The following is a 24906-nucleotide window of genomic DNA, read 5'->3' on the forward strand; positions in this document are numbered from 1 at the left end:
GCCATGTGTTCGAATTTTCCTCGGGCGGGCTTGAGGATCGGCCGATAACGTGTCAAGTCAGACACTCCGTCGATCCATGCGAATCACCGCGCGAATCACGACACGAATCGAGGACCAGATGGCCGGATACGCCGACGGCGTGCCCTGCTGGGCGGACGCCATGCTCAATGACCTGGAGGCGGGAAAACGCTTCTACGGCGAGCTGCTCGGCTGGACCTTCGGGGCCACCGATCCGGAGTCGTCCTCGTACACCCAGGCCTACGGTCCCGGGGGGAAGAACGTCGCCGCGCTGTCGCCCAAGCCCGACGGCCGCATGCCGACCGTGTGGAACCTCTATCTCGCCTCGTCCGACATCCAGGACACCGCACGCAGGATCCGCGATGCCGGCGGCCAACTCATCATGGAGCCCATGGCCGTTGGGCCCTTCGGCTCCATGCTGACCGCGGCCGACCCCACCGGTGCGGTCTTCGGGGCGTGGCAGGCCGGGACCCATCAGGGCTTCGAGACGACCCGCCAACCCGGCTCCTACGTCTGGGCCGAGATCTTCACCCGCGACGCGGCGAAGGCCGACGCCTTCTACGAGGGCGTCTTCGGGTACCGCGGCAAGGAGATCCTCGAAGGGCCCCCCGTCGCCGATTCCGCGGCCGGCACCGGGACCGCCGGGGAGGCCGTCGGCGACGGGAACCACGAGACCGACTTCAGGATCTTCGTGCCCGCGGGCAAGGAGGTCACCGTCGCCGACGCCGTGCTCGGCCGCTTCCGGATGAGCGGGCGGTACCCCGAGGAGATGCCCCCGCACATCCTCGTCTGCTTCGCGGTCGAGGACGCCGACCGCGCGGCGGAGACGGCCGTGCGGCTCGGCGGACGCGTCGCACGCGGCCCGCTGGACTCCCCGTTCGGAAGGTTTCTGCTGGTGAGCGACGACCAGGGAGCACAATTCGGGCTCATCGACCCGGCCACGACGGTCGGCCGGAAGCCGTCCTGACATACGCCCGATCCGCAAGCGAATCTCAGGTAATCGCGTGTCGACACCGCCCCGGGTTCGCAACTGATACTCATCCCATGAAGAATCAGGGGACGGACCCCGGGATGGGGGGAACCCACGGGGAGGTGGCAGGGCAGTGGTGCAGCAGCTGACGCAGCACGATCCGAGACGGATCGGCCCGTTCGAGGTGCTGGGCCGGCTGGGCGCGGGTGGCATGGGCCTGGTCTATCTGGCGCGCTCGGCGTCGGGCCGGCGCGTGGCGATCAAGACCGTACGCGCCGAGCTCGCCGAGGACCAGCTGTTCCGCGTGCGCTTCGCCCGCGAGGTCGAGGCCGCCCGCGCGGTCAGCGGTTTCTACACGGCCGCGGTGGTGGACGCCGACCCCAGGGCCGCGGTGCCCTGGCTGGCGACGGCCTTCGTCCCCGCGCCCTCGCTGGAGGAGATCGTCAACGAGTCCGGGCCGCTGCCGGTCCAGGCCGTGCGGTGGCTGGCGGCCGGTATCGCGGAGGCGCTCCAGTCGATCCACGGGGCGGGCCTGGTCCACCGGGACATGAAGCCGTCCAACGTGCTGGTGGTCGAGGACGGCCCGCGCGTGATCGACTTCGGCATCGCCAGCGGGGTGTCCAACACGCGGCTGACGATGACGAACGTGGCCGTGGGCACGCCCGCGTACATGTCGCCGGAGCAGGCGAAGGACTCGCGCAGCGTGACCGGCTCCAGCGACGTCTTCTCGCTCGGCTCCACGCTGGTCTTCGCGGCCACCGGGCACGCGCCCTTCCACGGCGCCAACCCGGTCGAGACGGTCTTCATGCTGCTCCGGGAGGGCCCGGACCTGGCGGGGCTCCCGGCGGACCTGCGGCCGCTGATCGAGTCCTGCATGCGGATGGAGGCCGAGCGCCGGCCCAGCCCGGCGGACCTTCAGGCGCAGCTGGCGCCGCACCTGTTCTCCTCCGCCGGGGACGACACCGGCACCGCCTCCGCCTGGCTGCCGCCCGCGGCGGTCGGCCTCATAGAGGAACGGCGCAGCGGCGGCCGGGCAGGCGGCCCTGCGGGCCCCGGCGCCCCCGCCGCGCCCCCGATGCCGCCCAAGCCGCCCGCGGCCCCCGTACAGCCCCCCAGGGCCCCTGCCGAGGCCCCCGGCGGCCCCGTGCAGCTCGCCGGCTCCGCACCGATAGGGCCCGGCATGCGGGTCGCGGAGCGCAAGAACCAGACCGCCGCGGCGCCCGCCGGCGACGGAGTCGGCTGGTCCGGCCGCGGCGGTGCCGCCGGCGCCGCCCCGGTGGCCGTGCCCGGTCAGGGACAGGGCGGCGGCGCCCAGCCGCCCGCCGGCCCGGCCGGGGAGTGGCGTCCGTGGCGGTTCCGGATGTCCAACGACGTGTGGGGCACCCCCGTCGTCTCCGCGGGCCGGCTCTACGTCACCTCCTTCGAGGTGCACGCGCTCGACGTCGCCACCGGGCGGCGGCAGTTCAAGACCCGTGACGTGGCGTGGACGATGGCCGTCTCCGACGGCCGCATCCACGGCTCCGACGGGCCGAGCCTGTACGCCCTGGACGCCGCCGACGGCACCGAGCGGTGGCGCACGGGGGTGGACGGCTGGATCTACTCGCTGCGGGCCGAGGCCGGCAGCGTCGTCACCGGTACGCGCGGCGGCGGCGTCCAGGTCTGGGACGCGGCGAGCGGGCGGCTGCGCTGGGAGCGCGGCGGCGCGCAGACGGAGTTCGAGACCCCCGAGTCGGGGCCGAGCATCACCGGCGGTGTCGTCTACTTCCACGGCGGCGGCCGGCTGCACGCGCTGGACGCCGCGACCGGCGCCGAGCGGTGGTCGTTCCCGACCGGCGACGGCGGCGCCATGCCGACCCGCCCGGTCGTCGAGGACGGCTCGGTGTTCGCGACCGCGGGCAGCCGCGTGCTCGCGCTGGACGCCCGCACCGGCACCGAGCGGTGGCGCTTCGACGCCCCCGCGGTGATGTTCGGACCGCCCGCGTACGTCCCGGGCCCCGGCATCTCCGGCGGCGGTGTCTACGTCGCCGACTACCTCGGCACCGTCTACGCCCTCGACCCCGCCGACGGGCGGGACCGCTGGCGGGTCGCCACCGAGCAGCGGCAGAGCGTCGAGCCGGTCCTCGTGGCCGGGGGCTCGGTCATGCTCGGCGCGGGCAGCGCGCTCTACACCCTCGACGCGGTCTCGGGCACCCCGAAGTGGCGCTTCGCCGCCCAGGGCGAGATCGTCGGCTCACCCGTCGTCGCCGACGGGCGCGTCCACTTCGGCTCCAAGGACCACTGCCTGTACACCGTGGACGCCGGCGGCGGCCAGCTGCGCTGGAAGCTGGAGACGGGCGGCGAGATCACCGGCTCCCCGGTCGTCGCCGAGGGCGTCGTCTACGCCAGCAGCAAGGACCGCTGCGTCTACGCGCTCAACGCGGTCAAGGGCACGGAGGCGGCCACGCGCCGCGCCTGAGCCCCCGCGCGCCGCGCGGTTCGCGGAGCGATGGGCGGCCGTCGCTGCCTCACACGGAAGGGGCGGGCGACGGCCGCCGCTACGCAACCTACGCCCCACACGCCACAGGCGCCACGCGGGGGGCGGCCTGCGGCGCGGTAGGCCGGTCGCCCGCGCCCCGCGTACGCCCGCCGAATGTCCGATCCGCCCGTTACGCACGGCCGGTGAGGGACGTTGCTCCTTTCGGCTCCATCCGGACGCGCCCGCTCTGCCCCTCGGCACGCGGACGCGTCCCGCACCGGCGAAAGGGACGCAACATCATGGCGACACCGCGGCAGTTCGAGCACGACCAGGCGCCGGCCGGCCCGGGTCAGCAGACCCCCGTCGTGCTCCCGCGGCGGCGGACCGCCCCCGTCGACCCGGCCCCCGTGATCGACGCCGGCCGCCTCGCCCGGCTCCCCCGCGGGCTCGGCGACCAGTTGCGCCGCACGCACAACATCTGAGGGACGGGCGGCGCTTCGGCTGCCGTCGGCGGGGTGCGGAAACGCGGATGGCCCTCCCACGGTGAACGGGAGGGCCATGCGGTCACGCGGTGCGCGGGGGTGCGATCACGGGGTGCGGAGGCTGTCCGGGCTGATGACCGTCTGGTGCCAGTTGTCGGGGCTGACGATCGTCTGGTGCCAGTTGTCGGGGCTGACAATTGTCTGGTGCCAGTTGTCCGGGCTGTCCGCGGCGGCGGCCGGGAGTGCCGTGACGAGGAGTCCGGCCGCGAGGGCGGCGAGGACGACTGCGGCCTTGCGTACGAGCTTCATGACGCCTCCACGAGAAGCCGGGCGCTGGGCCCGGTAGTCACATTCGTACAAGGGCGTTACGGCGAGCCGGCCCCTTAACGGGCGATGGATTCGGCTCAACTTGCCTACGGAAGCTATCAGTTCACGACTGGCGCCACATGAGGATCACGCGTTGCGGCGATCGTGCTGATTCCCCGGACATGACAAAGACCGACTACGACGCCCCCTCCGCGCCGCAGTCGGTCCCTGTTCCCTTCGTACTCCCCCCCTGTGACGCCCCCCCGGTGCGTCCTCGGGTCCTGTTCCCCCGTGTTCCCCCGTGCCCCCCTGCTCCCCCTGGTGGTGCTTCCCCCGTGTCCCCCCTGTGCGGCTTGGCTCAGGAGGAGTGCCAGTTGTCGGGCTTGACGGTGCCGTCGTCCTTGGCGGGAGGCTCCTCGATCGTCTCGTCGTCCGCGACGGGGACCTGCTGCTCCTCGTCCACCGTGCCGGTCTCGGGCGTCGTCTCGCTCATGTTGTCTCCTTCGTCTTCGCGGAAACCGGATGCTGCGAGCCCGCCTGGCGACGACCCCCGTGCGTCACCAGGCGGGCGTTTCTTGCACTGATGGAAGCGTGGCAGGGGGCGATAATCAACTGATAAACGGAATTGTTGACGTCCTGTGCCTGCGGTGTTGCGCGGTCGGGACGTCAGACCGCGACAGCGGACTCCGGCGGGCTGCCCAGGAGTTGCCGCACCTCGTCCGTCTCGGGAGACCCCAGTGCGGTGAAGTCCTTCAACGCGTCGTACCAGCAGGCCCGGGCCCGGTCGGTCTGCCCGATGCCGTCGAGTGCCTTGCCGAGCACCACGAGGGCGGTCGCCTGCCGCAGCGTGCCGCCCACCACCCGCAGCAGGATCAGCGACTGCTCGGCGACGGAGGCGGACTGCCTGTGGGCGTTCGCGGCCAGATGGACCTCTGCCATGCGGAAGAGCGTCATGCCCTCCCAGAACTGCTGCCGGGCGTCGCGGAAGAGCGCCAGGGCCTCGCCGAGGCGGGCGAGTGCCTCTTCCAGGCGTCCGGCGGCGGTCAGTGCGATGGCCAGTGCGTACAGGCCGTTGCCGAGCCGGAATCCCGCCCCCAGGTCGCGGTAGATGGCCAACGCCCTTTCCGCGGAGTCGATGGCCGAGGGCGTGTCCCCCAATTCGATCTGCGCACGCGAGAGATTGCTGAGCGCGGCGGCGCCCCCCTGCCTGTTGCCGTCGGACACGAAGGCGGCGATCGCTGTCACGTGGTAGTCCGCGCATTCCTGGAAGCGGCGCGTCACCAGCGCGATCATGCCGCGCAGGTTCGGCGCGTAGCTCGCGGTGAGCGGGTCCCCGGTGGCGACTCCCAGGGCATGCGCCCTCTCCGCCTCGCGGTCGGCCTCCTCGAAACGGCCCGTCAGCCAGTTCAGCTGGCCGAGCAGCACGCGGGCCCGCCCCTCCACCAGTGGTTCGCCGCACGCGTGCGCCGTGGTGACGAGGGCGCGGGTGGCCTGCTCGAATTGGCGCGCGTAGATGCCGGACTCCATCAGGTCCTGGGCGGTGAAGAGCAGGTCCACGGCCCGTCGCATCGGGCCCTCGCAGCCGTCGCCCGCGGCCTGCTGGACGGCGGCGAGCAGGCTGGGCGCCTCGTTGAAGAGCCAGTCGAGGCCCTCCTGCCGGGAGGCGAAGACCAGACCGGGGCGGCCGACCGGGCTGAGGTGGTCCAGGACGCGGTCGCCGGGGTTCTCCAGCTCGTACGTGCGGGCGGCCGAGGCGAGGTAGAAGTCGAGCAGCCGGGACAGGGCCGCGCAGCGGGCCTCCTCGCCCTCGTGGCGTTCGGCGCAGTCGCGCGCGTACAGCCGCAGGAGGTCGTGGAAGCGGTAACGGGCGGGCCCGGCGGACTCGATGAGGCTGATGTCGACCAGGGCCTCCAGCAGTTCCTCGGCGTCGTGGACGTCCATGTCGAGGACGGCCGCGCCCGCCTCCAGCGAGATGTCCGGGCCGTCCGCGAGGGCCAGCAGACGGAAGACGCGGGCCTGTTGCGGGGTGAGCTGGCCGTAGCCGAGTTCGAAGGTGGCCTTGACGGCGAGGTCGCCGGCCTTGAGCTCGTCCAGGCGGCGGCGCTCGTCGCTGAGCTTGCGGGCGAGGAAGGAGACCGTCCAGGTGCGCCGGGTCGCCAGGCGCGAGGCGGCGATGCGGAGGGCGAGCGGCAGGAAGCCGCAGGCGGCGACGACGTCGAGGGCGGCCTGGCGCTCGCCCGCCACGCGCTCCTCGCCCACGATGCGGGTGAAGAGCTGCAGCGCCTCCTCGGGGCTCATCACGTCGAGGTCGACCAGGTGCGCCCCCGCCAGGTCGACCATCCGGGTACGGCTGGTGATCAGGGCGGCGCAGCCCGGCGTCCCGGGCAGCAGGTGGCGGATCTGGGCGGCGTCGTGGGCGTTGTCGAGCAGGGCCAGGACCCGCCGTCCGGCCAGCGTGGTGCGGTACAGCGCGGCGCGGTCGGCCGGCGAGTCGGGGATGGCGCTGTCGGTGACGCCGAGGGAGCGCAGGAAGGAGGCGAGCACCGTCTCGGGCTCGGTGGGACGGGGGCCGGTGCCCTGGAGGTCCACGTAGAGCTGCCCGTCGGGGAAGGCTCCCGCGACGGCGTGCGCCACATGGACGGCGAGCGTGGTCTTGCCGACGCCGCCGATGCCGGCGACGGCCGAGACCGCCATGACGCCGCCCTCGGCGGAGGCGCCCGCCAGGCGGTCGCCGAGTTCGCGGACGAAGGCGGCGCGCCCGGTGAAGTCGGCGACGGTGGCGGGGAGCTGGGCCGGGCGCACCGGTTCCGCGGCCGTCTCGGCCTGCGGTACGGGCGGCGGCAGCAGCGCCGGGTCGGCCTCCAGGATGCGCTGGTGGAGTTCGGTGAGCTCGGTGCCGGGGTCGACGCCCAGCTCGTCGTCGAGCAGTCTTCGGGTGTCGGCGAAGACGCCCAGCGCCTCGGCCTGCCGTCCGCCGCGGTACAGCGCCAGCATCAGCAGGGCGCGCGGCCGTTCGCGCAGCGGGTGCTCCGCGGAGAGCACGGTCAGCTCGGACACGGCCTCGGCGTGGCAGCCCGCCTGGAGGTCCAGGTCCAGGCAGGTCTCGGTGATCTGCAGTCGCCATTCCAGCAGCCGGGTGCGCTGGGTCTCCGCGTACGGGCCGGGCAGTCCCGCCAGCGGTTCGCCGTCGAACAGGGCCAGCGCGCAGCGCAGTTCGTCCCGGGCCGTGGCCAGGTCGGCGGCGGCGCGGGCCTTCTCGGCGGCGGCGCAGTGCCGTTCGGCGCGGAAGAGGTCGAAGTCGTCCCCGGGGCTGAGGAGATAGCCGCCGTCGACGGTGGCCAGGGCCTCGGGCCCGAGGGCCTTGCGGAGCCGGAAGGCGTAACTGCGCAGCGCGGCCAGGGCGGTGGGCGGGGGCTCCTCGCCCCACAGGGCGTCGACGAGTTCCTGCGCGGTCGCGGTGCGGCCGCCGCGCAGCAGCAGCGCGCCCAGGAGCGCCCGTTGCTGGGGTGGGCCGGCGGGTACGGGCTGTCCGCCGCGCCAGGCCCGCACTGGGCCGAGGACCGCGAAGCGCAGCGCTCCGCCGGGGTCCGTACCGCTCTGCATGCCTGCCCCCAGGTGCCGACTGCCGTCCGCGAACAGCTCGTATATCGATCGTTCATCGCGAACCGGAACAGTGTCCGCAGACGACAGTTCCGGTCTTTCGGATCTGCCGACTGTGCCAGTTTGCCGTGCCGACCTGTTCGCGGTCACCTATGGGTGACTTTCGGAGGGCACGCTCTGAGGGGTTGCGGGGAATGTTCGCCGTCTTTTCGCATGATCTGTGCTCATATGCCGTTGGCGTAGCCGCCGTTCCTCACGAGGGGGTGAAGGGCCGCCGGTGTGCTCGCGCCGCGGACGGGAGCCGGTGAGTGGCGTCCGGGCCGGGATCGGCGGCTCCGTGGTGAGCGTGTACCGCCTGCCGGGCCCCGCGCTGCGCCGCCGCGCGCTGCGGCAGCCCGACGGCCGCCCCTATGTGCCGTACGACTGCGACTTCGCCGGTCTCGACCGGCGTGCCCGCGCGGTCGCCGCGGGCCTGGGACGCCTGCTGCCGCCCGGCAGCCGCGTCCTGCTGGACTACCCCCAGGGCGTGGACCTGGCCGGCGCCTTCTACGGCTGCCTGTACGCGGGCATGGCCGCGGTGCCGCTGGTCGCGGGCGGCCCGGACGGGCCGGGTGCCGTCGCCGAGGCCGTCGAGCGGTGCCGTCCCGCGGCGGTCCTCACGGGGGCCGACGCGTGGACCGCGCTGGCGGTCGACCGCACCCGTACCGAGGTCCTGGAGGCCGACGGCCGCCGTGTGGGCGGGGAGCCGGTGCCGCGCCTGGCGCGGGAGTGGCGGCCGGTGGGGGTGCTGCGCACCGCGCCCGCCTACGAGCGGTACGTCGCCGACGGACTCGGCGGGGGCCGCATGGAGCCCGCGCTGCGGCACGGCGACCTCGCCGACGTGGTCGGTGAACTGACCGCCGCCGCCGGAACGGGCACCTCGGAGGACAGCCTCGGCTGGATCGCCTCCGTCCACGGCCTGGAGGAGGCGGTCTGGCGCATGCTGCTGCCCGTCCACGCGCTCCGCCGCCCGAGGCCGCTCGGCCCCGCCTGACGGGAGGGGAGTTCGCCCGCTGTTCGCCCGCAGGTCGAGACGGGCCGAGCGGCCGCCTGATGGGCTGGTCGCGCACAGCGGGAGGAGCGCGGCCGATGGGTCTGATCACCGAGTTGTGGCTGGCCGGCGAGGTCCCGGCCCGCGACGGGCTGTACCGGGCGGACGGCACCGCGTTCGGTGTGGACCTCGACGGCCCGCGGTTGTCGGCGTTCCGCGTCGGCGACCCCGTCGACCTGCCGGCCCTGCTCGCCGCTGACCCGGGGCTCGTCACGGCCGCCGATCCGCACCCGTACGGCACCGCCGAACTCCCCGACGGCACGGGGTACCTGTGCTGCGGCGACGGCTCGCGCGAGGCGGAGGGCTTCTTCGCCCGGCTCGACTCCGACGGCAACCTGATCTGGGTCGTCGCCCTCGGGCGGTCCCGCCCCTTCGTCCGCGCCGAGGCCGGGACCGGGAACGGGACGGGTGACGGGACCGGCAGCGCCGCCGGGGGATCGTACGCCACCTTCACCAACGACCTGGGCCACGCCCTCACCGTGGACCTCGCGGCCCCGGCGTTCGCCCCGCGGTGACCCCGGGGTGGGTGCCATGTCCCGGATGAGACGTCCGCACCGTTTTCGCGACACTGCGGGATTCCGGCCACCCAAAGGCCAACATCAGCTAACGGGTCGGAAATTGACGGTTCCATTCCGGCCGCTACCATGCTGGCGCATGACGGTGCGGAAGGCGCGGCGGCGACCTCGATCGATCTTCAGAGCCCTCCCCCGTCCCCTGCCGGGATGGCGGACCATCCGGGGCCGGGTGGCGGTCGTCCTCGCCGTTCCCACCTGCCTGCTGCTCGCCTTCGTCGGACTCGCCGTGGACCTGCGCGCCGAGGACTACAACGACGCCAGCACCACCCGCTCCGAGATCGAACTGTCGCTGCGGCTGCGGTCGCTCGTCCACCAGCTCCAGCTGGAACGCGGACTGACCAACGGCCTGCTGGGCGGTGAGACCCGGTACGGCAAGCAGCTCGTCGCCACCCGCAGGCTCGTCGACGTCCAACTGCACGACCTGCGCGACCAGACGGCCGTCGAGGACGTCATCCAGACGCGGCTCGGCCGGCTCGCCGGGACGCGCGCCGACGTCGACTCCGACATCGCCGGCCGCGACGCGACGAACACCTTCTACACCTACGCGATCCAGGGCCTGAACGCCGTCGACCCGGCGGCCGGTACCGCCACCCGCGGCGACCGGGAGCTGCGCGACGGTGTCGCCGCGCTCGAGGCGCTCGCCCAGGCCAAGGAGGCGCTCGCCAACGAGCGCAGCTCGCTCAACGGCGTCTTCGCCTACGGCGCCTTCCGCCGCGCCGAGTACCTGGAGTTCATCCAGGAGCGCGCCGAGCGGCTGGCCGCGATCGGCCGCTACCGGCAGGTCGCCACGCCGGAGCAGCGCCTCCTGCTGGACCAGGCCTTCGGCACCACCGCCGCCAACAACACCTTCACCTACGAGCAGCTGGCCGAGCGCGGCGTCGACGGCTCGCGCCTGAACGTCGACTCCCGGGCCTGGTGGAACGGCACCGGCGCCCTCAACGACGAGCTGTACGAGGTGCAGCGCTCGGTCGGCGCCGACGTGACGGCCCGCACCAGGACGCTCAGCGACCAGGCCGCCGGCTCGCTCGCCCTCTACATCACCGTGGGCGTGCTCATCCTGGGGATCGTCAGCGCCGCCGCGGCGCTCGCCTCCCGTTCCATCACCCGCCCGCTGGCCGCCCTCGCCGGCGGTGCGGACGACATCGCCCGCCGGCGGCTCCCCGAGGCCGTCCAGCGCATCCAGCAGGCCCGTACCGCGGGCGCGGCCCCGCCGGAATCCGCCGAGCCCGCAGGCGTCCTGGTGCGGCACGGCGCCGCCGAGATCGCCGAGGTCGCCGCCGCCCTGCGCAACGTCGAGCGCACCGCCCTCGACCTGGCGGCCGAACAGGCCCGGCTGCGCGGCAACACCACCGAGTCGCTGGCCAACCTGGGCCGCCGCAACCAGGGCCTCATCCGCCGCCAGCTGGGCCTGATCACCCGGCTGGAGAGCCGGGAGCTCGACCCGGACGAACTCGCCGAGCTCTTCGAGCTGGACCACCTGGCCACCCGCATGCGCCGCAACGCCGAGAGCCTGCTGGTCCTCACCGGCCAGCACACCGCCCGTCCCAACGCCCGCCCGGCGACCGCGCTGGAGGCCGTCCGCTCCGCGGTCGCCCAGGTCGAGCAGTACCGCCGGGTGATGGTCGCCCAGGTCGAACGGGGCAGCCTGCGCGGCCACGTGGTCACCGACGTCGCCCACCTGCTGGCCGAACTCATCGAGAACGGGCTGACCTTCTCCCCGCCCGAGGAGTCCGTCGACGTGCACGGCTGGCGCGACGAGCAGATGGGGGAGTACTGCTTCGCCGTCGTCGACCACGGTGTCGGCATGAGCCCAGCCGACCTCCAGCGGGCCAACGCGCTGCTCACGGACAGCGGGGACGAGATCTTCCTGTCCGCCCCGACGCGCTTCCTCGGGCACCATGTCGTCGGCCGGCTCGCCCGCCGCCAGGACATCGAGGTACGCCTCTTCGACACCCCTGAAGGGGGTGTCTCCGCGCTGGTGATCCTGCCTCCCCGGCTGCTCGCCCCCGACGAGGAGGAGCCGCCGCCCCCGGCGCCCAAGCCCGGGATCTCGACGCTGCTCAACGCCTTCCGGGCCGGGGTCGCCCGCGCCGAGAACGGTTCCCCCTCCGTACCCGCCCGCGGGGCCGTCCCCCAAGCGGTCCCGTACAGAACCAAAGAAGGAACGCCATCGTGACCACCGCCGTCCAGAGCTTCGGCTGGCTCATCTCCGACTTCGTACGGACCACGGACGGCGTCACCGACGCCGTCGCGGTCTCCTCCGACGGCCTGCTGATGGCGGCCTCCGAGCGGCTGACCCGCGACCGCGCGGACCACCTGGCCGCGGTCGTGTCGGGCATCACCTCGCTCGCCCAGAACGCGGCCACCGCGCACGGGTTCCACGGCATGAAGCTGGTCATGATCGAGATGCTGGGCGGCTTCATGATGGTCGGCCGCATCCGCGACGGCAGCTGCCTCGGTGTCCTCGCCTCCGAGGGCTGCGACGTCGGCCTCGTCGGCTACGAGATGTCCGTGCTCGCGGACCGCGCCGGCGAACTGCTCACCCCGGCCCTCGTCACCGAACTCCGCAACGCCCCGGTCGGCACCGCGGGCTGACCCGCCTCCCGCGGACCGCCGTCGTCGCCCGCCCGGTGCGCGAGCCGTGCGGCGTCCTTCCCGCGCCTCGCGCGGGGCCTTAAGGTCGCCCCGTACACGGGAGGTGCGACGACGCCATGCGGATCGCCACGACGATCTTCCTGACCGACCAGTCCGTCCCGGCCGTCCGGCTCGCCCGGGAGCTGGAGGAACGCGGCTTCGACGGCCTGTACCTGCCGGAGCACACGCACATCCCGGTCAGCCGGCGCACCCCCGCGCCGATGGGCGGGCCCCTGCCGCCGGAGTACGGCCGCACGCTGGACCCGTTCGTCGGCCTCGCCGCGGCGGCGGCCGTCACCCGGCGGCTCCGCGTGGGCACCGGGATCACCCTGGTCGCCCAGCACGATCCCATCGTTCTGGCCAAGCAGGTGGCGAGCCTGGACTTCCTGTCCGGCGGGCGGTTCACCCTCGGCGTCGGCTTCGGCTGGAACGTGGAGGAGGCCGCCGGCCACGGCGTCGACTGGCCCCGCCGCCGCGACCTGGTGCGGGACCGGATGGCGGCGATGCGGGCCCTGTGGGCGCCCGAACCGACCGCCTACCAGGGCGTCCACGCGAGCGTCGAGGCGAGCCACGCCTGGCCCAAGCCCGCCTCCGGAACCCGCCCCCGCACCCTGGTCGGCGGCGCCGCCGGGCCCGTGCTGTTCCGTCACATCATCGAGTACGCCGACGGCTGGCTGCCGATCGGCGGCGGCGGGCTCAAGGACAGCCTGCCGGCGCTGCGCCGGGCGTGGGCCGACGCGGGCCGCGACCCGGCCGGCCCCCGGGTCGTGCCCTACGCGGTCCGCCCGAACGCCGGGAAGCTCGGCTACTTCCGCGACCTGGGGGTGGAGGAGGTCGTGCTGCAACTGCCCTCCGCGGGCACCGCGGACGTGCTGCGCACCCTGGACGACTACGCGCAGTATTTGTGAGCGCTCACAGCACGCCGGCCAGTTCCTCCCGCAGCCGCCGCTTGGTGCGCGCCCCGACCGCCGACCACACCGGTTCGCCGTCGCGGAAGACCATCAGCGTCGGCACCGACAGGATGCCGTAGGCGCTCTGCGCCGACGGGCTGTGGTCCACGTCCAGCCGGACCACCTTCAGCCGCCCCTCCTCCTCCCGGGCGAGCTCCCGCAGCACGGGCTCGATCTGACGGCACGGCGGGCACCAGTCGGCGCCGAACTCCACCAGCACCGGCACCCCGGCGGCCAGCACCTCGGCGGCGAACGTCGCGTCGGTCGCCTCGGCCAGGTGCCCGGGGCCGGTCCCCGGCCCCGACTCCGGCCTCGTGCTTGTCCTCGTATCGGTCATGTCGTACTCCCCTCGCACGTGAACTCACAACGCGGTGCGGGAGCCGCCGCCGACTCGGCGCGGGCCAACTGCCCGGCGATCCGGCCCCGTGCCTCGGTGAGCCGGGCGACGTACTCGTCCAGTTCCGCGAGCTTGCGCCGGTAGACCTCCAGGGAGGCCGGGCACGAGTCCCCCTCGGGGTGGCCGGCCCGCAGGCAGTCCACGAAGGGGCGGGTGTCCTCCAGTTCGAAGCCGACGTCCCGCAGGAGCTGGATCTGCCGCAGCAGCCTCAGGTCCGCCTCGTCGTAGGCCCGGTAGCCGTTGCCGGTGCGCCGGGCCCGCAGCAGCCCGAGCGATTCGTAGTACCGCAGGGCGCGTGTGGTGGTGCCGGCCCGTTCGGCGAGTTCCCCGATCCGCATGGACCGACCGTAGACCTTGACCCCGACGTCAAGGCCAGCCGGAAATTCCCGTCCGGCGGCAATCCCCCCGGTGATCTACGCGACAGCGCCCGCTGACGGAGTGCGCACCTATGCTCGGAGAATGACGCACACCCCGCCCACCGCCAACAGCATGCGCCGTGCGCTCAAGCGTGCCCGTGACGGCGTCGCCCTCGACACCGCCGAGGCCGCGGTGCTCCTCCAGGCCCGGGGGGACGACCTGGCCGCCCTGATGGAGAGCGCCGCCCGGGTCCGGGACGCGGGGCTGGAGGCGGCGGGGCGCCCGGGCGTCATCACGTACTCCAAGAGCGTGTTCATCCCGCTGACGCGGCTGTGCCGGGACAAGTGCCATTACTGCACGTTCGTCACGGTGCCGGGCAAGCTGCGCCGGGCGGGGCACGGGATGTTCATGTCCCCGGACGAGGTGCTGGAGATCGCCCGCCGCGGTGCCGAACTGGGCTGCAAGGAAGCGCTGATCACGCTCGGGGACAAGCCCGAGGACCGTTGGCCCGAGGCCCGGGAGTGGCTGGACGCGCACGGCTACGACGACACCCTGGCCTATGTGCGGGCCATGTCGATCCGGATCCTGGAGGAGACGGGGCTGCTGCCGCACCTCAACCCCGGCGTCATGAGCTGGACGGACTTCCAGCGGCTGAAGCCGGTGGCGCCGTCGATGGGCATGATGCTGGAGACCACCGCGACCCGGCTGTGGTCCGAGCCGGGCGGCCCCCACTACGGCTCGCCCGACAAGGAACCGGCGGTACGGCTGCGGGTGCTGGAGGACGCCGGACGCAGCTCGGTGCCGTTCACCAGCGGGCTGCTGATCGGGATCGGCGAGACGTACGAGGAGCGTGCCGAGTCGCTGTTCGCGCTGCGCCGCGTCGCGCGCTCGTACCACGGCATCCAGGAACTGATCATCCAGAACTTCCGCGCCAAGCCGGACACGGCGATGCGCGGCATGCCGGACGCCGAACTGGACGACCTGGTCGCCACGGTCGCGGTCGCCCGGCACATCATGGGGCCTTCCGCGAACCTGCAGGCCCCGCCCAATCTGGTGGACGCGGAGTACGCGCGCCTCATCGGCGCCGGCATCGACGACTGGGGCGGGGTCTCCCCGCTGACCCCGGACCACGTCAACCCCGAGCGCCCCTGGCCGCGGATCGACGAGCTCGCCGCGCATTCCGCGGCGGCCGGCTTCACGCTGCGCGAACGCCTCTGCGTCTACCCGGAGTTCGTCACCCGCGGTGAGCCGTGGCTCGACCCGCGGCTGCTGCCGCACGTCACCGCGCTGGCCGACCCCGCCACGGGGCTGGCCCGCGAGGACGCGGTGGTGGAGGGCCGCCCGTGGCAGGAGCCCGACGAGGCCTTCACCGCCACCGGCCGCACCGATCTGCACCGCACCATCGACACCGAGGGCCGCACCGGTGACCGCCGCGACGACTTCGACGAGGTGTACGGCGACTGGGAGGCGCTGCGCGAGCAGGCCGCGCCCGGATTCGTCCCGGACCGCATCGAGGCCGACGTGCGCACGGCGCTGTCGGTGGCCGCCGACGATCCCACGAAGCTCACCGACGCCGAGGCGCTGGCGCTGTTCCACGCCGACGGCGCGGCGCTGGACGCGCTGGCCCGGATCGCGGACGACGTGCGCCGGGACACCGTGGGCGACGAGGTGACCTACGTCGTCACCCGCAACATCAACTTCACCAATGTCTGCTACACCGGCTGCCGGTTCTGCGCCTTCGCCCAGCGCCGCACGGACGCCGACGCCTACACCCTGTCGCTGTCCCAGGTCGCGGACCGGGCCGAGCAGGCCTGGCAGGTCGGGGCGACCGAGGTGTGCATGCAGGGCGGTATCCACCCCGACCTGCCGGGCACCGCGTACTTCGACATCGCCCGCGCGGTGAAGGAGCGCGTGCCGGGCATGCACGTGCACGCCTTCTCCCCGATGGAGGTCGTCAACGGCGCCACCCGCACCGGGATGTCGATCCCCGAGTGGCTGGCCGCGGCCAAGGAGGCCGGCCTGGACTCCATCCCCGGCACCGCCGCGGAGATCCTCGACGACGAGGTCCGCTGGATCCTGACCAAGGGCAAGCTCCCCACCGCCACCTGGATCGAGGTCGTCAAGGCCGCCCATGCGCTCGGCCTGCGCTCGTCGTCGACCATGATGTACGGGCACGTGGACCAGCCCCACCACTGGCTCGCCCACCTGCGGCTGCTCGCCCGGATCCAGCAGGAGACCGGCGGCTTCACCGAGTTCGTCACCCTGCCCTTCATCCACACCAACGCCCCCGTCTACCTGGCCGGCATCGCCCGGCCGGGCCCCACCGCGCGCGACAACCGCGCGGTGACGGCCATGGCCCGGCTCCTGCTCCACGGCCACATCTCCAACATTCAGACCAGCTGGGTCAAACTCGGCGCGGACGGCGCCGCGGAGATGCTGCGCTCCGGCGCCAACGACCTCGGCGGCACCCTCATGGAGGAGACCATCTCCCGCATGGCCGGGTCGAGTTATGGCTCCTACCGGTCCATCCGCGACCTGGTCGCCATCGCCGAGGCGGCCGGCCGCCCGGCCCGCCAGCGCACCACCACCTACGGAGAGGTCCCCGCCGAACGCATCGCCACCGGCCTCGCCTCCGACGGCCACCTGCCCGAACTCCTGCCGGTCCTGGGGGACTGACCGCCGGGTCACATTCCGGGACCGTCCGGCATCTGTCCGGAACGCCGCCACGAGTGACTGGCCACATTCCGTTCACGGCCGGGATCCGGCCTTTCGTGGTCGATTACAGTGCTGGGCGGCGTCTGCGAAGGAGGCAGTGGCATGGCCGGGGCGGTATGGGGGCGTGACGAGCAGCAGGACTTCCGCAGCCGGGTCCGCGGCTGCCTGCTCGGGGGCGCGATCGGCGACGCGCTCGGCGCCGGCATCGAGTTCGACTCCCTCGCCGCGATCCGCGGCGCGCACGGCGAGAGGGGCGTGACGGACTACGTCCCCGCCTACGGCCGGCGCGGCGCCGTCACCGACGACACCCAGATGACCCTCTTCACCACCGAGGGCCTGATCCGCGCCCAGGTGCGCCGCGACACCGGCGTGTGGCACCCGCCCACCGACATCCACCGGGCGTACCGGCGCTGGGCCGCCACGCAGAGCGACTGGGGCCCCGACGAGCGCCGCAAGGACATCGGCTGGCTGGCCCGCGAGGAATGGCTCTACTCCCGCCGCGCGCCCGGCCGGGCCTGCCTGACCGGGCTCGGCGACGACCGCATGGGGACCCTGGACAAGCCGAAGAACCCGGCCTCCAAGGGGTGCGGCACCGTCATGCGGTCCGCGCCCTTCGGGCTGCTCGTCGGATGGGAGCCGCAGCTCGTCCTGCAGCTCGCCCTGGAATGCGCCGCGCAGACCCACGGCCATCCCACGGGGGTCATGGCGGCCGGCGCCTTCGCGGTGATCGTCCACGGGCTCGCCCGCGGCGAGTCGCTGGACGGCGCGGTGCAGCACGCCCTCGCCCTGATCGCCCGGCGCCCGGGGCACGAGGAGACCTCCGCCGCCCTGCGGGCCGCGCTCGGGGCGGTGCGCCAGGGCCTGCCCGACGCAGCGCGGGTGGAGGCCCTCGGCGAGGGCTGGACCGCGGAGGAGGCCCTGGCCATCGGCGTCTACTGCGCGCTGGTGGCCGAGGACGTCCGGCACGGCCTGCTGCTCGCGGTCAACCACTCCGGCGACAGCGACTCCACCGGCTCGATCTGCGGCAACCTGCTGGGTGTCCAGCACGGAGAGACCGCGCTGCCGCCGGCCTGGCTCGCCGAGCTGGAGGGCCGTGGCACGATCCTCCAGCTCGCGGACGACTTCGCCATGGAGATGACGCAGGCCTCGGCCCTGCACGGGCCGGGGGGCGTCTCGGCGGCGTGGCTGGAGCGCTACCCCGCCGCCTGAGCGCGCACGGGCGGCGGCACCGGGGCGCTCAGGCCGTGGCCGGTGTCTCGGGCACGGCCTCGGCCGCCGCGCCGTCCCCGCTGCCGTCGTCGTCGGAGTTGATCCGGGCCAGCAGGGCGTCCCGCTCCGGGGTGTCCTCGGGCTTGACGTAGCCGATGAGCACGTACAGGACGAGCGAGACGGCCAGCGGCGTCACGATCTGGATCTGCAACTGCACGCCGTCCAGGCCGTAGTTGGTCAGCCAGAAGGCGAACAGCCCCGCCGCCCAGGACACCAGGGCCGCGGTCGGGCCGGACCTGCGGAAGGACCGCAGCAGGCCGAGCATGAACGGGATGGCGATCGGGCCCATCAGCCCGGCCACCCACTTGATGACGACGGTGATGATGTCCTTGAAGGCGGGCGAGTTGACCTGGGTGGCCACCGCCATCGACAGGGCGAGGAACGCCACGGTGGTGACGCGGGCGGCGACCAGCCCGGCCCGCTCGTTCCACGACCGCGCCGCCTTGGACACCACGGGTGCGATGTCGCGTGTGAAGACCGCGGCGATGGCGTTGGCGTCGGAGGAGCACATGGCCATGGTGTGCGAGAAGAAGCCGACGACGACCAGGCCCAGCAGGCCGTGCGGCAGCAACTGCTCGGTCAGCAGCGCGTAGGAGTCGGAGGCGTCCGGCTTCTGCGCCTGCACCAGCAGCGGGGCGACCCACATCGGGAAGAAGAGGACCAGCGGCCAGACGAACCACAGCAGGGCCGACAGCCGGGCGGAGCGGGTGGCCTCGCGGGCGTTGGCGGTGGCCATGTAGCGCTGGGCCTGGTTCCACATGCCGCCGTTGTACTCGAAGGTCTTGATGAACAGGTACGCCAGCAGGAACGTCACCGTGTACGGACCGGCGGTCGGGGCGGTGTGGTTGTCGGGCAGTTTGTCCCACACGGTCCACAGCCCGCTGATGCCGCCGATCTTGCCCAGCACCGCGACCAGCATGGCCAGGCCCGCGAGCAGCTGGATGATGAACTGCCCCAGCTCGGTGAGGGCGTCGGCCCACAGCCCGCCGACCGTGCAGTAGACGGCGGTGACTGCGCCGGTGATCAGGATGCCCTGGTTGAGGGAGACACCGGTGAAGACCGACAGCAGGGTGGCGATGGCCGCCCACTTGGCGCCGACGTCCACGATCTTCAGCAGGACGCCGGAGACGGCGAGCGCCTGCTGCGTGGGCACGTTGTAGCGGTTCTTCAGGTACTCCAGCGGGGAGGCCACATGGAGCCGGGAGCGCAGCCGGTTGAGCCGCGGCGCGAAGAGGTTCGCGCCGATGGCGATGCCGATGGCGATCGGGAAGGACCACGTCACGTACGAGGTGACGCCGTAGGTGTACGCGATGCCGGCGTAGCCGGTGAACATGACCGCGCTGTAGCCGGACATGTGGTGCGAGATGCCGGAGAGCCACCACGGCATGCGGCCGCCGGCGGTGAAGAAGTCGCCGACGGTGTCGACACGTTTGTGGGACCACAGGCCGATACCGACCATCACGCCGAAGTACGCGACCAGTACGGCCCAGTCGAGACTGTTCATGCCTTGTTGCCCCCTTCAGGGGTCCGCCTTGTGAACGGGTGCGTACTTCGCCGGTACGTCCGTCGCGGGGCGGCGCCCCAGATTGAACCGCGCGGTGGGGGCATGGTCAAGACCAGTCGCGTTCAGGGATATGAACTGCGATCAGATGGCAGAATTGTTTTACTTGTTCTTGACCTTACTTGACGTTGTCGTGAACACGTCCTGCGGCCGACGATGGGCGGGTACTTCGCCGGAACGACCCGTTGTTCTCCCCTGGATGTCAATGCATCGGCCCACCCGTGTTCACCGGCGGGGACCGCCCGCAAACGGCCTGGGACAGCAGTGAGCCCCCTCGGCCAGGACGGCGTGCCGGTCGAGAGGGCTCTGCGGGTACTGCGGTGGTGCTCAGTCCAGGTCGAAGGCGCCACGGCTCACGTCCGTGACGAACGCCGACCAGGCGTCGGGGGGGAAGCCGAGGGTGGGGCCGTCGGGGTCCTTGGAGTCGCGGACATCGACAAGAGAGAGGTTGCGGGACGCGACCTCGACGCAGGCCCCGTTCCCCTGGGAGCGCGAGGACTTGACCCACGCCTTGGTGTTTCCGAGCTGAATAGCCATGATCGCTCCGAGCTTTCTCAATCGTGCAGCTCTGACGTGATCGAAGCTACTCGCCAACATCACTGGCCACAGCCGCTGTTACCTCCAACGGGTGGCATATTCCAAGTTCACCTTCCGTCTTGCGGTGGCGCGGGTGTACGCTCCTGGGCCCCGGTTCTCACCACCGGAAGCGCGGCGCACCGTCAGCGCGCGTACTCCTTCGCGGCGTCCGCGATGAACACCCGGCTCGCCTCGGCGCTGAGCGCCTGCGCCCTCAAGTGCTCGTACATGACGCTGTAGCCGTGCACGTCGGTCGGCTTCTCCAGGTAGAGGTCACTGGTGACGCCCTCGATGTAGACCACGCTGGAGTCGGTCGCGTCGGCGAACTCCAGGATCGCGAAGTTGCCCGACATGCCGGGGTGGGCGCCGGCCTCGTACGGCAGTACCTGCACGGTCACGTGCGCCTGCGTACTCATCTGGGCCAGGTACTCCAGCTGTTCGCGCATGACGTCCCGGCTGCCGACGACGCGGCGCAGCGCCGACTCGTCCATGACGACCCAGAAGCGCAGCGGGAGGTCCGGGTCCGTGACGCGCTCCTGGCGGCGCAGCCGGATCTCGATCCGCTTCTCGATCTGCTCGGGCGTCGCCTCCGGGAGGGTGCCCTCGATGACGGCGGCCGCGTAGTTCCGGGTCTGCAACAGGCCGGGCACCACCAGGGAGTCGTACACGCGCAGCGACTCGGCCTCGGTCTCCAGGCCGATGTAGACGCTGTAGGGGACGTCGCCGAAGGCGTGCCACCAGCCCTGCTGGCGTGACTCGCGGGCCATGTTCATCAGGGAGTCGACCAGCCGGGCGTCGTCGACCCCGTACACCCCGCACAGGTCGCGGACGTCGCGCTGGCTGATGCTGCGGCGGCCGTTCTCCAGCCGGCTGATCTTCGACTGCGAGACGAGCAGCCGGGCCGCGACCTCCTCGGCCGTCATCCCCTTCTGTTCGCGCAACTTGCGCAGTTCCGACCCGAGTCGGCGACGCCTGACGGTGGGATTGACGTTGGCGGCCACGGGATGCGCACCTCCGGTTGCGAGCGGCTGCGTGTTCTGCGCTGATGTCTGCGGACGCCGGCCGACGTGAGGCCACGTGAACCGGCGTGTACTGCTCGTCAGCAGACTGCCACTATCGGTCATCCCACCGCTGGGAAATGGTCGTATGCTGCGCTCTTCAAAAGAGCGGACAAACGGCAGCGGCGCGCGGGACGAGGACCGGGCGAACCGGTTCCTCGTCCCGCGCGCCGCTGCGCAACGGCTGTGCTGTCGCCGGTGCCGGGGCCCTGACCCCGGCACCGCGGTTCAGCGGGCGCCCGCCCGCACCATGCCGTGGCCCGTCGCCCGGTCCGGTGCGGGGCGCCCCTGGGCGGGGGCGCGTTTGGGCGGTGCGGCGGCGCCGTTCTGCACGTCCATCACGGCGTGCGCGACGAGGCCGCCCATGGGGTCGTACCGGATCAGGTCACGCAGACGCGATCGCGAGGACCGGCCCTCGTTGCCCGGGTACAAATGCTTGCCGAGGCCCACCGCATGGGCGATCGCGGCGAGGGCCGCGGTCCGCGGGTCCGGTGGCACACCGGTGCGGATCGCGCTGTCCAGCCGGGCCCTGATCTCCCGGCTGACCTCGCTGTCGGTCGCCTGATAGCGCGTGGTCGGCAGCACCCCGCACATCTGGCCCGGTACGGCATGCACCATGCCGCACCGCTCCAGGTGCACGAGATACGTCTGGCGCAGCCCCAGGCGGGGCCCGCCGATCCAGTGGACGGCGCGCACCGGGCTGCCGCGTCGGCGCAGCAGTTCGAGCGCGGAGTCCAGGGTCGGATCTCCTGTCGGCCGTGGGTGCACCACGGCGATACGATCCCCGTCAGGGGCTATTCGTCCGGCCAGACACAGCTCCACTAGCTGTGCCCCGGCCAGACCGAGGTCAAGAGACTGCGGCTGCGCCGTGGTACCCGTGGCCGGGTCCAGGGCGAGCAGCAACAGCTCCTCCGGAAGTGTTCTGCGGCTCCTGCCCATCCATGCCTCCCCGCGTGGATGAATGACAGGGTGACGCCTCTCACACCGGCCTGTCGAGAGCGCCTTGCCCGTTCGTGCGGGAACCGACTCATATGTCGTTTGCGTCTTGCACCGGGGCGGCGCCGCCTGTGGGGGCGGCGCAGGTGTCCCGTCGGCGGGTCCCGAGGAGGCTGTTCTGCCGGGGCCCGGAAATTGGTGTATGGGTGAGCGGGGCGCCGCGGCGGCGCTCCGCACGACGTGTGGAGGAGGTCTGCGTGGCGGGCGAGTCCCCCGGCAGGGCGGATCAGCAGGAGTCGGCCGGGGAGGCGACCGGGCGCGGGGCGGTGGATCCGAGGCTCGCGGTCTTCCGCGGGGAGCCGGCGGAAACGTCTCCGGACGCACCGGAGTCCGCGCCGGAGCCGCCCGCGGCGGCCGGGGCGCCCGCGGCGGCGGAGCCGGAGCGGCGTAGTCCCGGTACGCCGGACGGCGGAGCGGACGCGGACGATGTGCCGGACGGGACTGCGCCGGACGCCGAGGACGCCTCCGCGGCGGACGACGGGGGGAGCCCCGGGGAATCCGGTACCGACGCCGCAGGCGCTCCGGCGGACGAGCCCGCGGATGCCCGCTCCGGGCAGGACGACCCCGACGACCCGGACCATGCGACGGGCTCCGGCGCCGGACCGGCCTCCGACGCCCCCGAGGAAGCCCCTGAGGGCGCCGGAGCGGAAGCGGAAGCCGCCGGCGGCCCCGACGGGCCGGACGACGCGCCCGAGGCCGCCACAGCGGCGCCTGAGGAGCCCGCGGGCGAAGCGGAACGCCCCGGGGACGCGGACCGCACGGGTGCCACGGGCGGCCCGGAGGCTTCTGACGCCCCGGAGGGTTCCGGCGGAGCGGACCCGGCGGCCCACCCGGACGGGTCCGTGGCCGCGGAGGACGCCGAGGAGGACGCCGAGGAGAGCGACGAGGACGGTCCCGGCGACTCGGGCGACTCCGGCAGGGCCGCGGCCTCCGCCGGGGGCGACGACTCCGGCGGCCCCTCCCAGGAGACCCCCCGCCATGTCAACGGCTCGGCGGACTGGTTCGGGGGCTCCGGCGCGGGTCCGCGGACCGGCGAGGGCACCATGACGCTGCGTGCGCCGCGCGCGGACGGCGCGGACGCCCCGCCCCGCGAGGGAACGCTCACCCTGAGGGCGCCGGGCGCCCCGGCCGCCGCGCCGGAGAAGGGCGGGACGGGCGGCACCGACGGCTCCGGCACGGCCGGGAAGGCCGTCGCACGCCCGGCCGCCTCCGCGCCCGCGGCGACGCCCGCCCGGCCGGGCGGCGGAACGTTTGTCCCGCTCGTCGGCGACGACCGGCCGGCCGCCGAGGACCTCGGCTCGCGCACCAAGCAGATGCCGCTCCCGCCCGAGCCGGACGAACCCCTCAAGCTGCTGGCGGAGCTGACCAACACCCCGCCGCCGGTGCAGACCCCGCTGCGCACCACCGTGCGCCGGGTGAAGATCTGGACGCCGGTGGTGCTGCTGCTGGCGGTGATCTTCGTCCTGGTGCAGGCGCTGCGCCCGCTGCCCGCGCCCGAGCTGACCCTGACGGCGAAGTCCTCGTACACCTTCGAGGGCGACGAGCTCTCGCTGCCGTGGCCCCCGCAGGGCCAGGCCGTCGTCGAGGCCGAGGGCCTGGGCCGGCTGGGCGCGTTCGGCGAGGAGAAGCCCGTGCCGATCGCCAGCGTCGCGAAGGTCATGACGACCTATGTGATCCTGCGCGACCACCCGATCAAGAAGGGCGGCGACGGCGAGACGGTCCCGGTCGACAAGACGGCCGAGGAGCAGTTCGTCAGCGGCCAGGCGGAGCAGGAGTCCGTGGTCAAGGTGACCGAAGGACAGAAGCTCAGCGAGTACGAGGCGCTGGAGGCGGTCATGCTGCCGTCGGCGAACAACGTCGCGCGCCTGCTGGCCCGCTGGGACGCGGGCTCGGAGAAGGCGTTCGTGAAGAAGATGAACGCCGCCGCCCAGCAGCTCGGGATGAAGAACACCCACTACACCGACCCCAGCGGCCTGGAGGCGACCACCGTCAGCACGGCGAGCGACCAGGTGAAGCTGGGTCACGCCGCCATGAAGAACCCGGTGTTCGCGGAGATCGCCACCAAGATCGAGTACAGGGACATCAACGGCGACAAGCAGAAGAACTACAACCAGCTCGCGGGCTACGACAACGTCGTCGGCATCAAGACCGGCACCAGCACCAAGGCCGGCGGCAATCTGCTCTTCGCGGCGGTCCGTGAGATCGGCGGCACGAAGCAGCTGATCATCGGCGCGATGCTGGGGCAGCACAAGGCACCCATCATCGACACGGTGCTCACCCGCAGCAGCACCCTGCTGCAGGCCGCCCTGTCCACCCTCACCTCGGACACCGTGATCAAGAAGGGTGACGTCGTCGGCTACATCGACGACGGCCTCGGCGGCCGGACGCGCGTCGTGGCCACCAAGGACGTCACCGCGATCGGCTGGACCGGGCTGAAGGTCGACATCTCGGTCGTCGCCGCCAAGGGCGGTATCCCGCACAAGGCGCCGGCCGGAACCACGATCGGCACCCTCACCGTCGGCAACGGCGACAGCAGCATCAAGGTCCCCGTCGCACTCGAACGCGACCTGACCCAGCCGTCCTTCGGCTCGAAGCTCACCCGCCTCGGCTGACGGCGCACCCGCGAAGGCGGGCCGGCCGGACCGCTAGACGTGGTCCAGCCGGCCCGCCTTCGCCTCTTCCACCAGCGAACGGAACTGGTCGGAACTCATCCGCACGCGCTGCCCGAAGTCGTCGGTCATCACGACCCTCTGCTCGGGCGGCGCGCTCTCGTCCACGTACAGGGTGGGACAGCCGCAGTCGCAATTGCCGCAGAACACCGCCACCTGTTCCATGGGGTCACCTCCACTGTCAGCTCTGTGTACCGACCGTCGGGTGCGGCATACCCGGAGTGACGG

21 protein-coding genes are annotated in these 24906 nt (G+C 72.8%); 11 read left to right on the top strand and 10 right to left on the bottom strand.

From position 1 onward, the window contains the following. Positions 1-76 precede the first annotated feature (76 nt). From ACIP9H_RS11110 to ACIP9H_RS11120, 3 genes are all read left to right on the top strand, one after another. Positions 77-985, top strand: a complete 909-nt coding sequence (locus tag ACIP9H_RS11110; protein WP_401958803.1) for a VOC family protein — start codon at positions 77-79, stop codon at positions 983-985. 136 nt (positions 986-1121) lie between these two features. After that, positions 1122-3443: a PQQ-binding-like beta-propeller repeat protein gene (locus tag ACIP9H_RS11115; protein WP_401592541.1), complete on the top strand. Its 2322-nt coding sequence runs from the start codon at positions 1122-1124 to the stop codon at positions 3441-3443. Positions 3444-3742: 299 nt separating this feature from the next. Beyond that, entirely contained in the window at positions 3743-3925 is a 183-nt protein-coding gene (locus tag ACIP9H_RS11120) for a hypothetical protein (RefSeq protein ID WP_401592543.1), read from the top strand. A 105-nt stretch (positions 3926-4030) separates the two neighbouring features. On the opposite strand, the gene ACIP9H_RS11125 is transcribed toward ACIP9H_RS11120, so the two are convergent. From ACIP9H_RS11125 to ACIP9H_RS11135, 3 genes are all read right to left on the bottom strand, one after another. Then, complete coding sequence (locus ACIP9H_RS11125; RefSeq protein ID WP_401592545.1) at positions 4031-4234, bottom strand: hypothetical protein; 204 nt, start codon at positions 4232-4234, stop codon at positions 4031-4033. A 355-nt stretch (positions 4235-4589) separates the two neighbouring features. After that, on the bottom strand, positions 4590-4724 hold the full coding sequence (locus ACIP9H_RS11130; RefSeq protein ID WP_401592547.1) for a hypothetical protein: 135 nt from the start codon (positions 4722-4724) through the stop codon (positions 4590-4592). A 173-nt stretch (positions 4725-4897) separates the two neighbouring features. Continuing rightward, entirely contained in the window at positions 4898-7834 is a 2937-nt protein-coding gene (locus ACIP9H_RS11135) for a BTAD domain-containing putative transcriptional regulator (RefSeq protein WP_401592549.1), read from the bottom strand. Between the two features lie 301 nt (positions 7835-8135). Here ACIP9H_RS11135 and ACIP9H_RS11140 point away from each other — a divergent pair, with 301 nt between their 5' ends. From ACIP9H_RS11140 to ACIP9H_RS11160, 5 genes are all read left to right on the top strand, one after another. Next, a complete protein-coding gene (locus ACIP9H_RS11140; RefSeq protein ID WP_401958808.1) occupies positions 8136-8864 on the top strand; it encodes an AMP-binding protein in 729 nt (242 codons plus the stop codon). A 95-nt stretch (positions 8865-8959) separates the two neighbouring features. Next, complete coding sequence (locus ACIP9H_RS11145; RefSeq protein WP_401592553.1) at positions 8960-9436, top strand: hypothetical protein; 477 nt, start codon at positions 8960-8962, stop codon at positions 9434-9436. Between the two features lie 139 nt (positions 9437-9575). After that, positions 9576-11672 (top strand): nitrate- and nitrite sensing domain-containing protein, encoded by a 2097-nt coding sequence (locus ACIP9H_RS11150; protein ID WP_401592555.1) that lies wholly within the window; start codon positions 9576-9578, stop codon positions 11670-11672. Further along, entirely contained in the window at positions 11669-12091 is a 423-nt protein-coding gene (locus tag ACIP9H_RS11155; RefSeq protein ID WP_401592557.1) for a roadblock/LC7 domain-containing protein, read from the top strand. The genes ACIP9H_RS11150 and ACIP9H_RS11155 overlap by 4 nt, the downstream gene beginning before the upstream one ends. Positions 12092-12207: 116 nt before the next feature. Next, entirely contained in the window at positions 12208-13038 is an 831-nt protein-coding gene (locus ACIP9H_RS11160; RefSeq protein ID WP_401592559.1) for a TIGR03619 family F420-dependent LLM class oxidoreductase, read from the top strand. A 4-nt stretch (positions 13039-13042) separates the two neighbouring features. On the opposite strand, the gene ACIP9H_RS11165 is transcribed toward ACIP9H_RS11160, so the two are convergent. Together ACIP9H_RS11165 and ACIP9H_RS11170 are read right to left on the bottom strand one after the other, a co-directional pair. After that, positions 13043-13417, bottom strand: coding sequence for a thioredoxin family protein (locus tag ACIP9H_RS11165; protein ID WP_401592561.1), 375 nt, complete (start codon positions 13415-13417; stop codon positions 13043-13045). Then, the gene (locus ACIP9H_RS11170) at positions 13414-13815 is read right to left on the bottom strand and encodes a MerR family transcriptional regulator (RefSeq protein WP_401592563.1); all 402 of its coding nucleotides are present in this window, start codon (positions 13813-13815) and stop codon (positions 13414-13416) included. The genes ACIP9H_RS11165 and ACIP9H_RS11170 overlap by 4 nt, the downstream gene beginning before the upstream one ends. Before the next feature lie 121 nt (positions 13816-13936). Between ACIP9H_RS11170 and ACIP9H_RS11175 the strand changes: the two genes are divergently transcribed. Both ACIP9H_RS11175 and ACIP9H_RS11180 read left to right on the top strand, forming a co-directional pair. Further along, positions 13937-16510: a bifunctional FO biosynthesis protein CofGH gene (locus tag ACIP9H_RS11175; protein ID WP_401592565.1), complete on the top strand. Its 2574-nt coding sequence runs from the start codon at positions 13937-13939 to the stop codon at positions 16508-16510. Between the two features lie 141 nt (positions 16511-16651). After that, complete coding sequence (locus tag ACIP9H_RS11180) at positions 16652-17758, top strand: ADP-ribosylglycohydrolase family protein (RefSeq protein ID WP_401958815.1); 1107 nt, start codon at positions 16652-16654, stop codon at positions 17756-17758. A gap of 28 nt (positions 17759-17786) precedes the next feature. On the opposite strand, the gene ACIP9H_RS11185 is transcribed toward ACIP9H_RS11180, so the two are convergent. From ACIP9H_RS11185 to ACIP9H_RS11200, 4 genes are all read right to left on the bottom strand, one after another. Next, the gene (locus tag ACIP9H_RS11185; protein WP_401592569.1) at positions 17787-19322 is read right to left on the bottom strand and encodes a sodium:solute symporter family protein; all 1536 of its coding nucleotides are present in this window, start codon (positions 19320-19322) and stop codon (positions 17787-17789) included. 384 nt (positions 19323-19706) lie between these two features. After that, the gene (locus ACIP9H_RS11190) at positions 19707-19916 is read right to left on the bottom strand and encodes a DUF397 domain-containing protein (RefSeq protein ID WP_401592571.1); all 210 of its coding nucleotides are present in this window, start codon (positions 19914-19916) and stop codon (positions 19707-19709) included. Between the two features lie 182 nt (positions 19917-20098). Continuing rightward, positions 20099-20956: a helix-turn-helix transcriptional regulator gene (locus ACIP9H_RS11195; protein WP_360901209.1), complete on the bottom strand. Its 858-nt coding sequence runs from the start codon at positions 20954-20956 to the stop codon at positions 20099-20101. 285 nt (positions 20957-21241) lie between these two features. Continuing rightward, positions 21242-21952: a GPP34 family phosphoprotein gene (locus ACIP9H_RS11200; protein WP_360901211.1), complete on the bottom strand. Its 711-nt coding sequence runs from the start codon at positions 21950-21952 to the stop codon at positions 21242-21244. A gap of 254 nt (positions 21953-22206) precedes the next feature. Between ACIP9H_RS11200 and ACIP9H_RS11205 the strand changes: the two genes are divergently transcribed. Further along, a complete protein-coding gene (locus ACIP9H_RS11205) occupies positions 22207-24621 on the top strand; it encodes a D-alanyl-D-alanine carboxypeptidase (protein WP_401587348.1) in 2415 nt (804 codons plus the stop codon). A 33-nt stretch (positions 24622-24654) separates the two neighbouring features. Here ACIP9H_RS11205 and ACIP9H_RS11210 read toward each other — a convergent pair whose 3' ends face one another. Then, positions 24655-24843 carry a hypothetical protein gene (locus ACIP9H_RS11210; RefSeq protein WP_384291690.1) on the bottom strand — a complete coding sequence of 63 codons (189 nt, stop codon included), beginning with the start codon at positions 24841-24843 and terminating at the stop codon, positions 24655-24657. Positions 24844-24906: the final 63 nt, after the last annotated feature.

Source organism: Streptomyces sp. NPDC088732 (assembly GCF_044751205.1).
Classification (GTDB): Bacteria; Actinomycetota; Actinomycetes; order Streptomycetales; family Streptomycetaceae; genus Actinacidiphila.

What these genes read in the sequence shown, in the direction of transcription:
- ACIP9H_RS11110 (WP_401958803.1), top strand. Translation starts at nt 77, where the DNA reads ATGCGAATCACCGCGCGAATCACGACACGAATCGAGGACCAGATGGCC.
- ACIP9H_RS11120 (WP_401592543.1), top strand. Translation starts at nt 3,743, where the DNA reads ATGGCGACACCGCGGCAGTTCGAGCACGACCAGGCGCCGGCCGGCCCG.
- ACIP9H_RS11125 (WP_401592545.1), bottom strand. Translation starts at nt 4,234, where the DNA reads ATGAAGCTCGTACGCAAGGCCGCAGTCGTCCTCGCCGCCCTCGCGGCC.
- ACIP9H_RS11130 (WP_401592547.1), bottom strand. Translation starts at nt 4,724, where the DNA reads ATGAGCGAGACGACGCCCGAGACCGGCACGGTGGACGAGGAGCAGCAG.
- ACIP9H_RS11135 (WP_401592549.1), bottom strand. Translation starts at nt 7,834, where the DNA reads ATGCAGAGCGGTACGGACCCCGGCGGAGCGCTGCGCTTCGCGGTCCTC.
- ACIP9H_RS11145 (WP_401592553.1), top strand. Translation starts at nt 8,960, where the DNA reads ATGGGTCTGATCACCGAGTTGTGGCTGGCCGGCGAGGTCCCGGCCCGC.
- ACIP9H_RS11150 (WP_401592555.1), top strand. Translation starts at nt 9,576, where the DNA reads ATGACGGTGCGGAAGGCGCGGCGGCGACCTCGATCGATCTTCAGAGCC.
- ACIP9H_RS11160 (WP_401592559.1), top strand. Translation starts at nt 12,208, where the DNA reads ATGCGGATCGCCACGACGATCTTCCTGACCGACCAGTCCGTCCCGGCC.
- ACIP9H_RS11165 (WP_401592561.1), bottom strand. Translation starts at nt 13,417, where the DNA reads ATGACCGATACGAGGACAAGCACGAGGCCGGAGTCGGGGCCGGGGACC.
- ACIP9H_RS11170 (WP_401592563.1), bottom strand. Translation starts at nt 13,815, where the DNA reads ATGCGGATCGGGGAACTCGCCGAACGGGCCGGCACCACCACACGCGCC.
- ACIP9H_RS11175 (WP_401592565.1), top strand. Translation starts at nt 13,937, where the DNA reads ATGACGCACACCCCGCCCACCGCCAACAGCATGCGCCGTGCGCTCAAG.
- ACIP9H_RS11180 (WP_401958815.1), top strand. Translation starts at nt 16,652, where the DNA reads ATGGCCGGGGCGGTATGGGGGCGTGACGAGCAGCAGGACTTCCGCAGC.
- ACIP9H_RS11185 (WP_401592569.1), bottom strand. Translation starts at nt 19,322, where the DNA reads ATGAACAGTCTCGACTGGGCCGTACTGGTCGCGTACTTCGGCGTGATG.
- ACIP9H_RS11190 (WP_401592571.1), bottom strand. Translation starts at nt 19,916, where the DNA reads ATGGCTATTCAGCTCGGAAACACCAAGGCGTGGGTCAAGTCCTCGCGC.
- ACIP9H_RS11200 (WP_360901211.1), bottom strand. Translation starts at nt 21,952, where the DNA reads ATGGGCAGGAGCCGCAGAACACTTCCGGAGGAGCTGTTGCTGCTCGCC.
- ACIP9H_RS11210 (WP_384291690.1), bottom strand. Translation starts at nt 24,843, where the DNA reads ATGGAACAGGTGGCGGTGTTCTGCGGCAATTGCGACTGCGGCTGTCCC.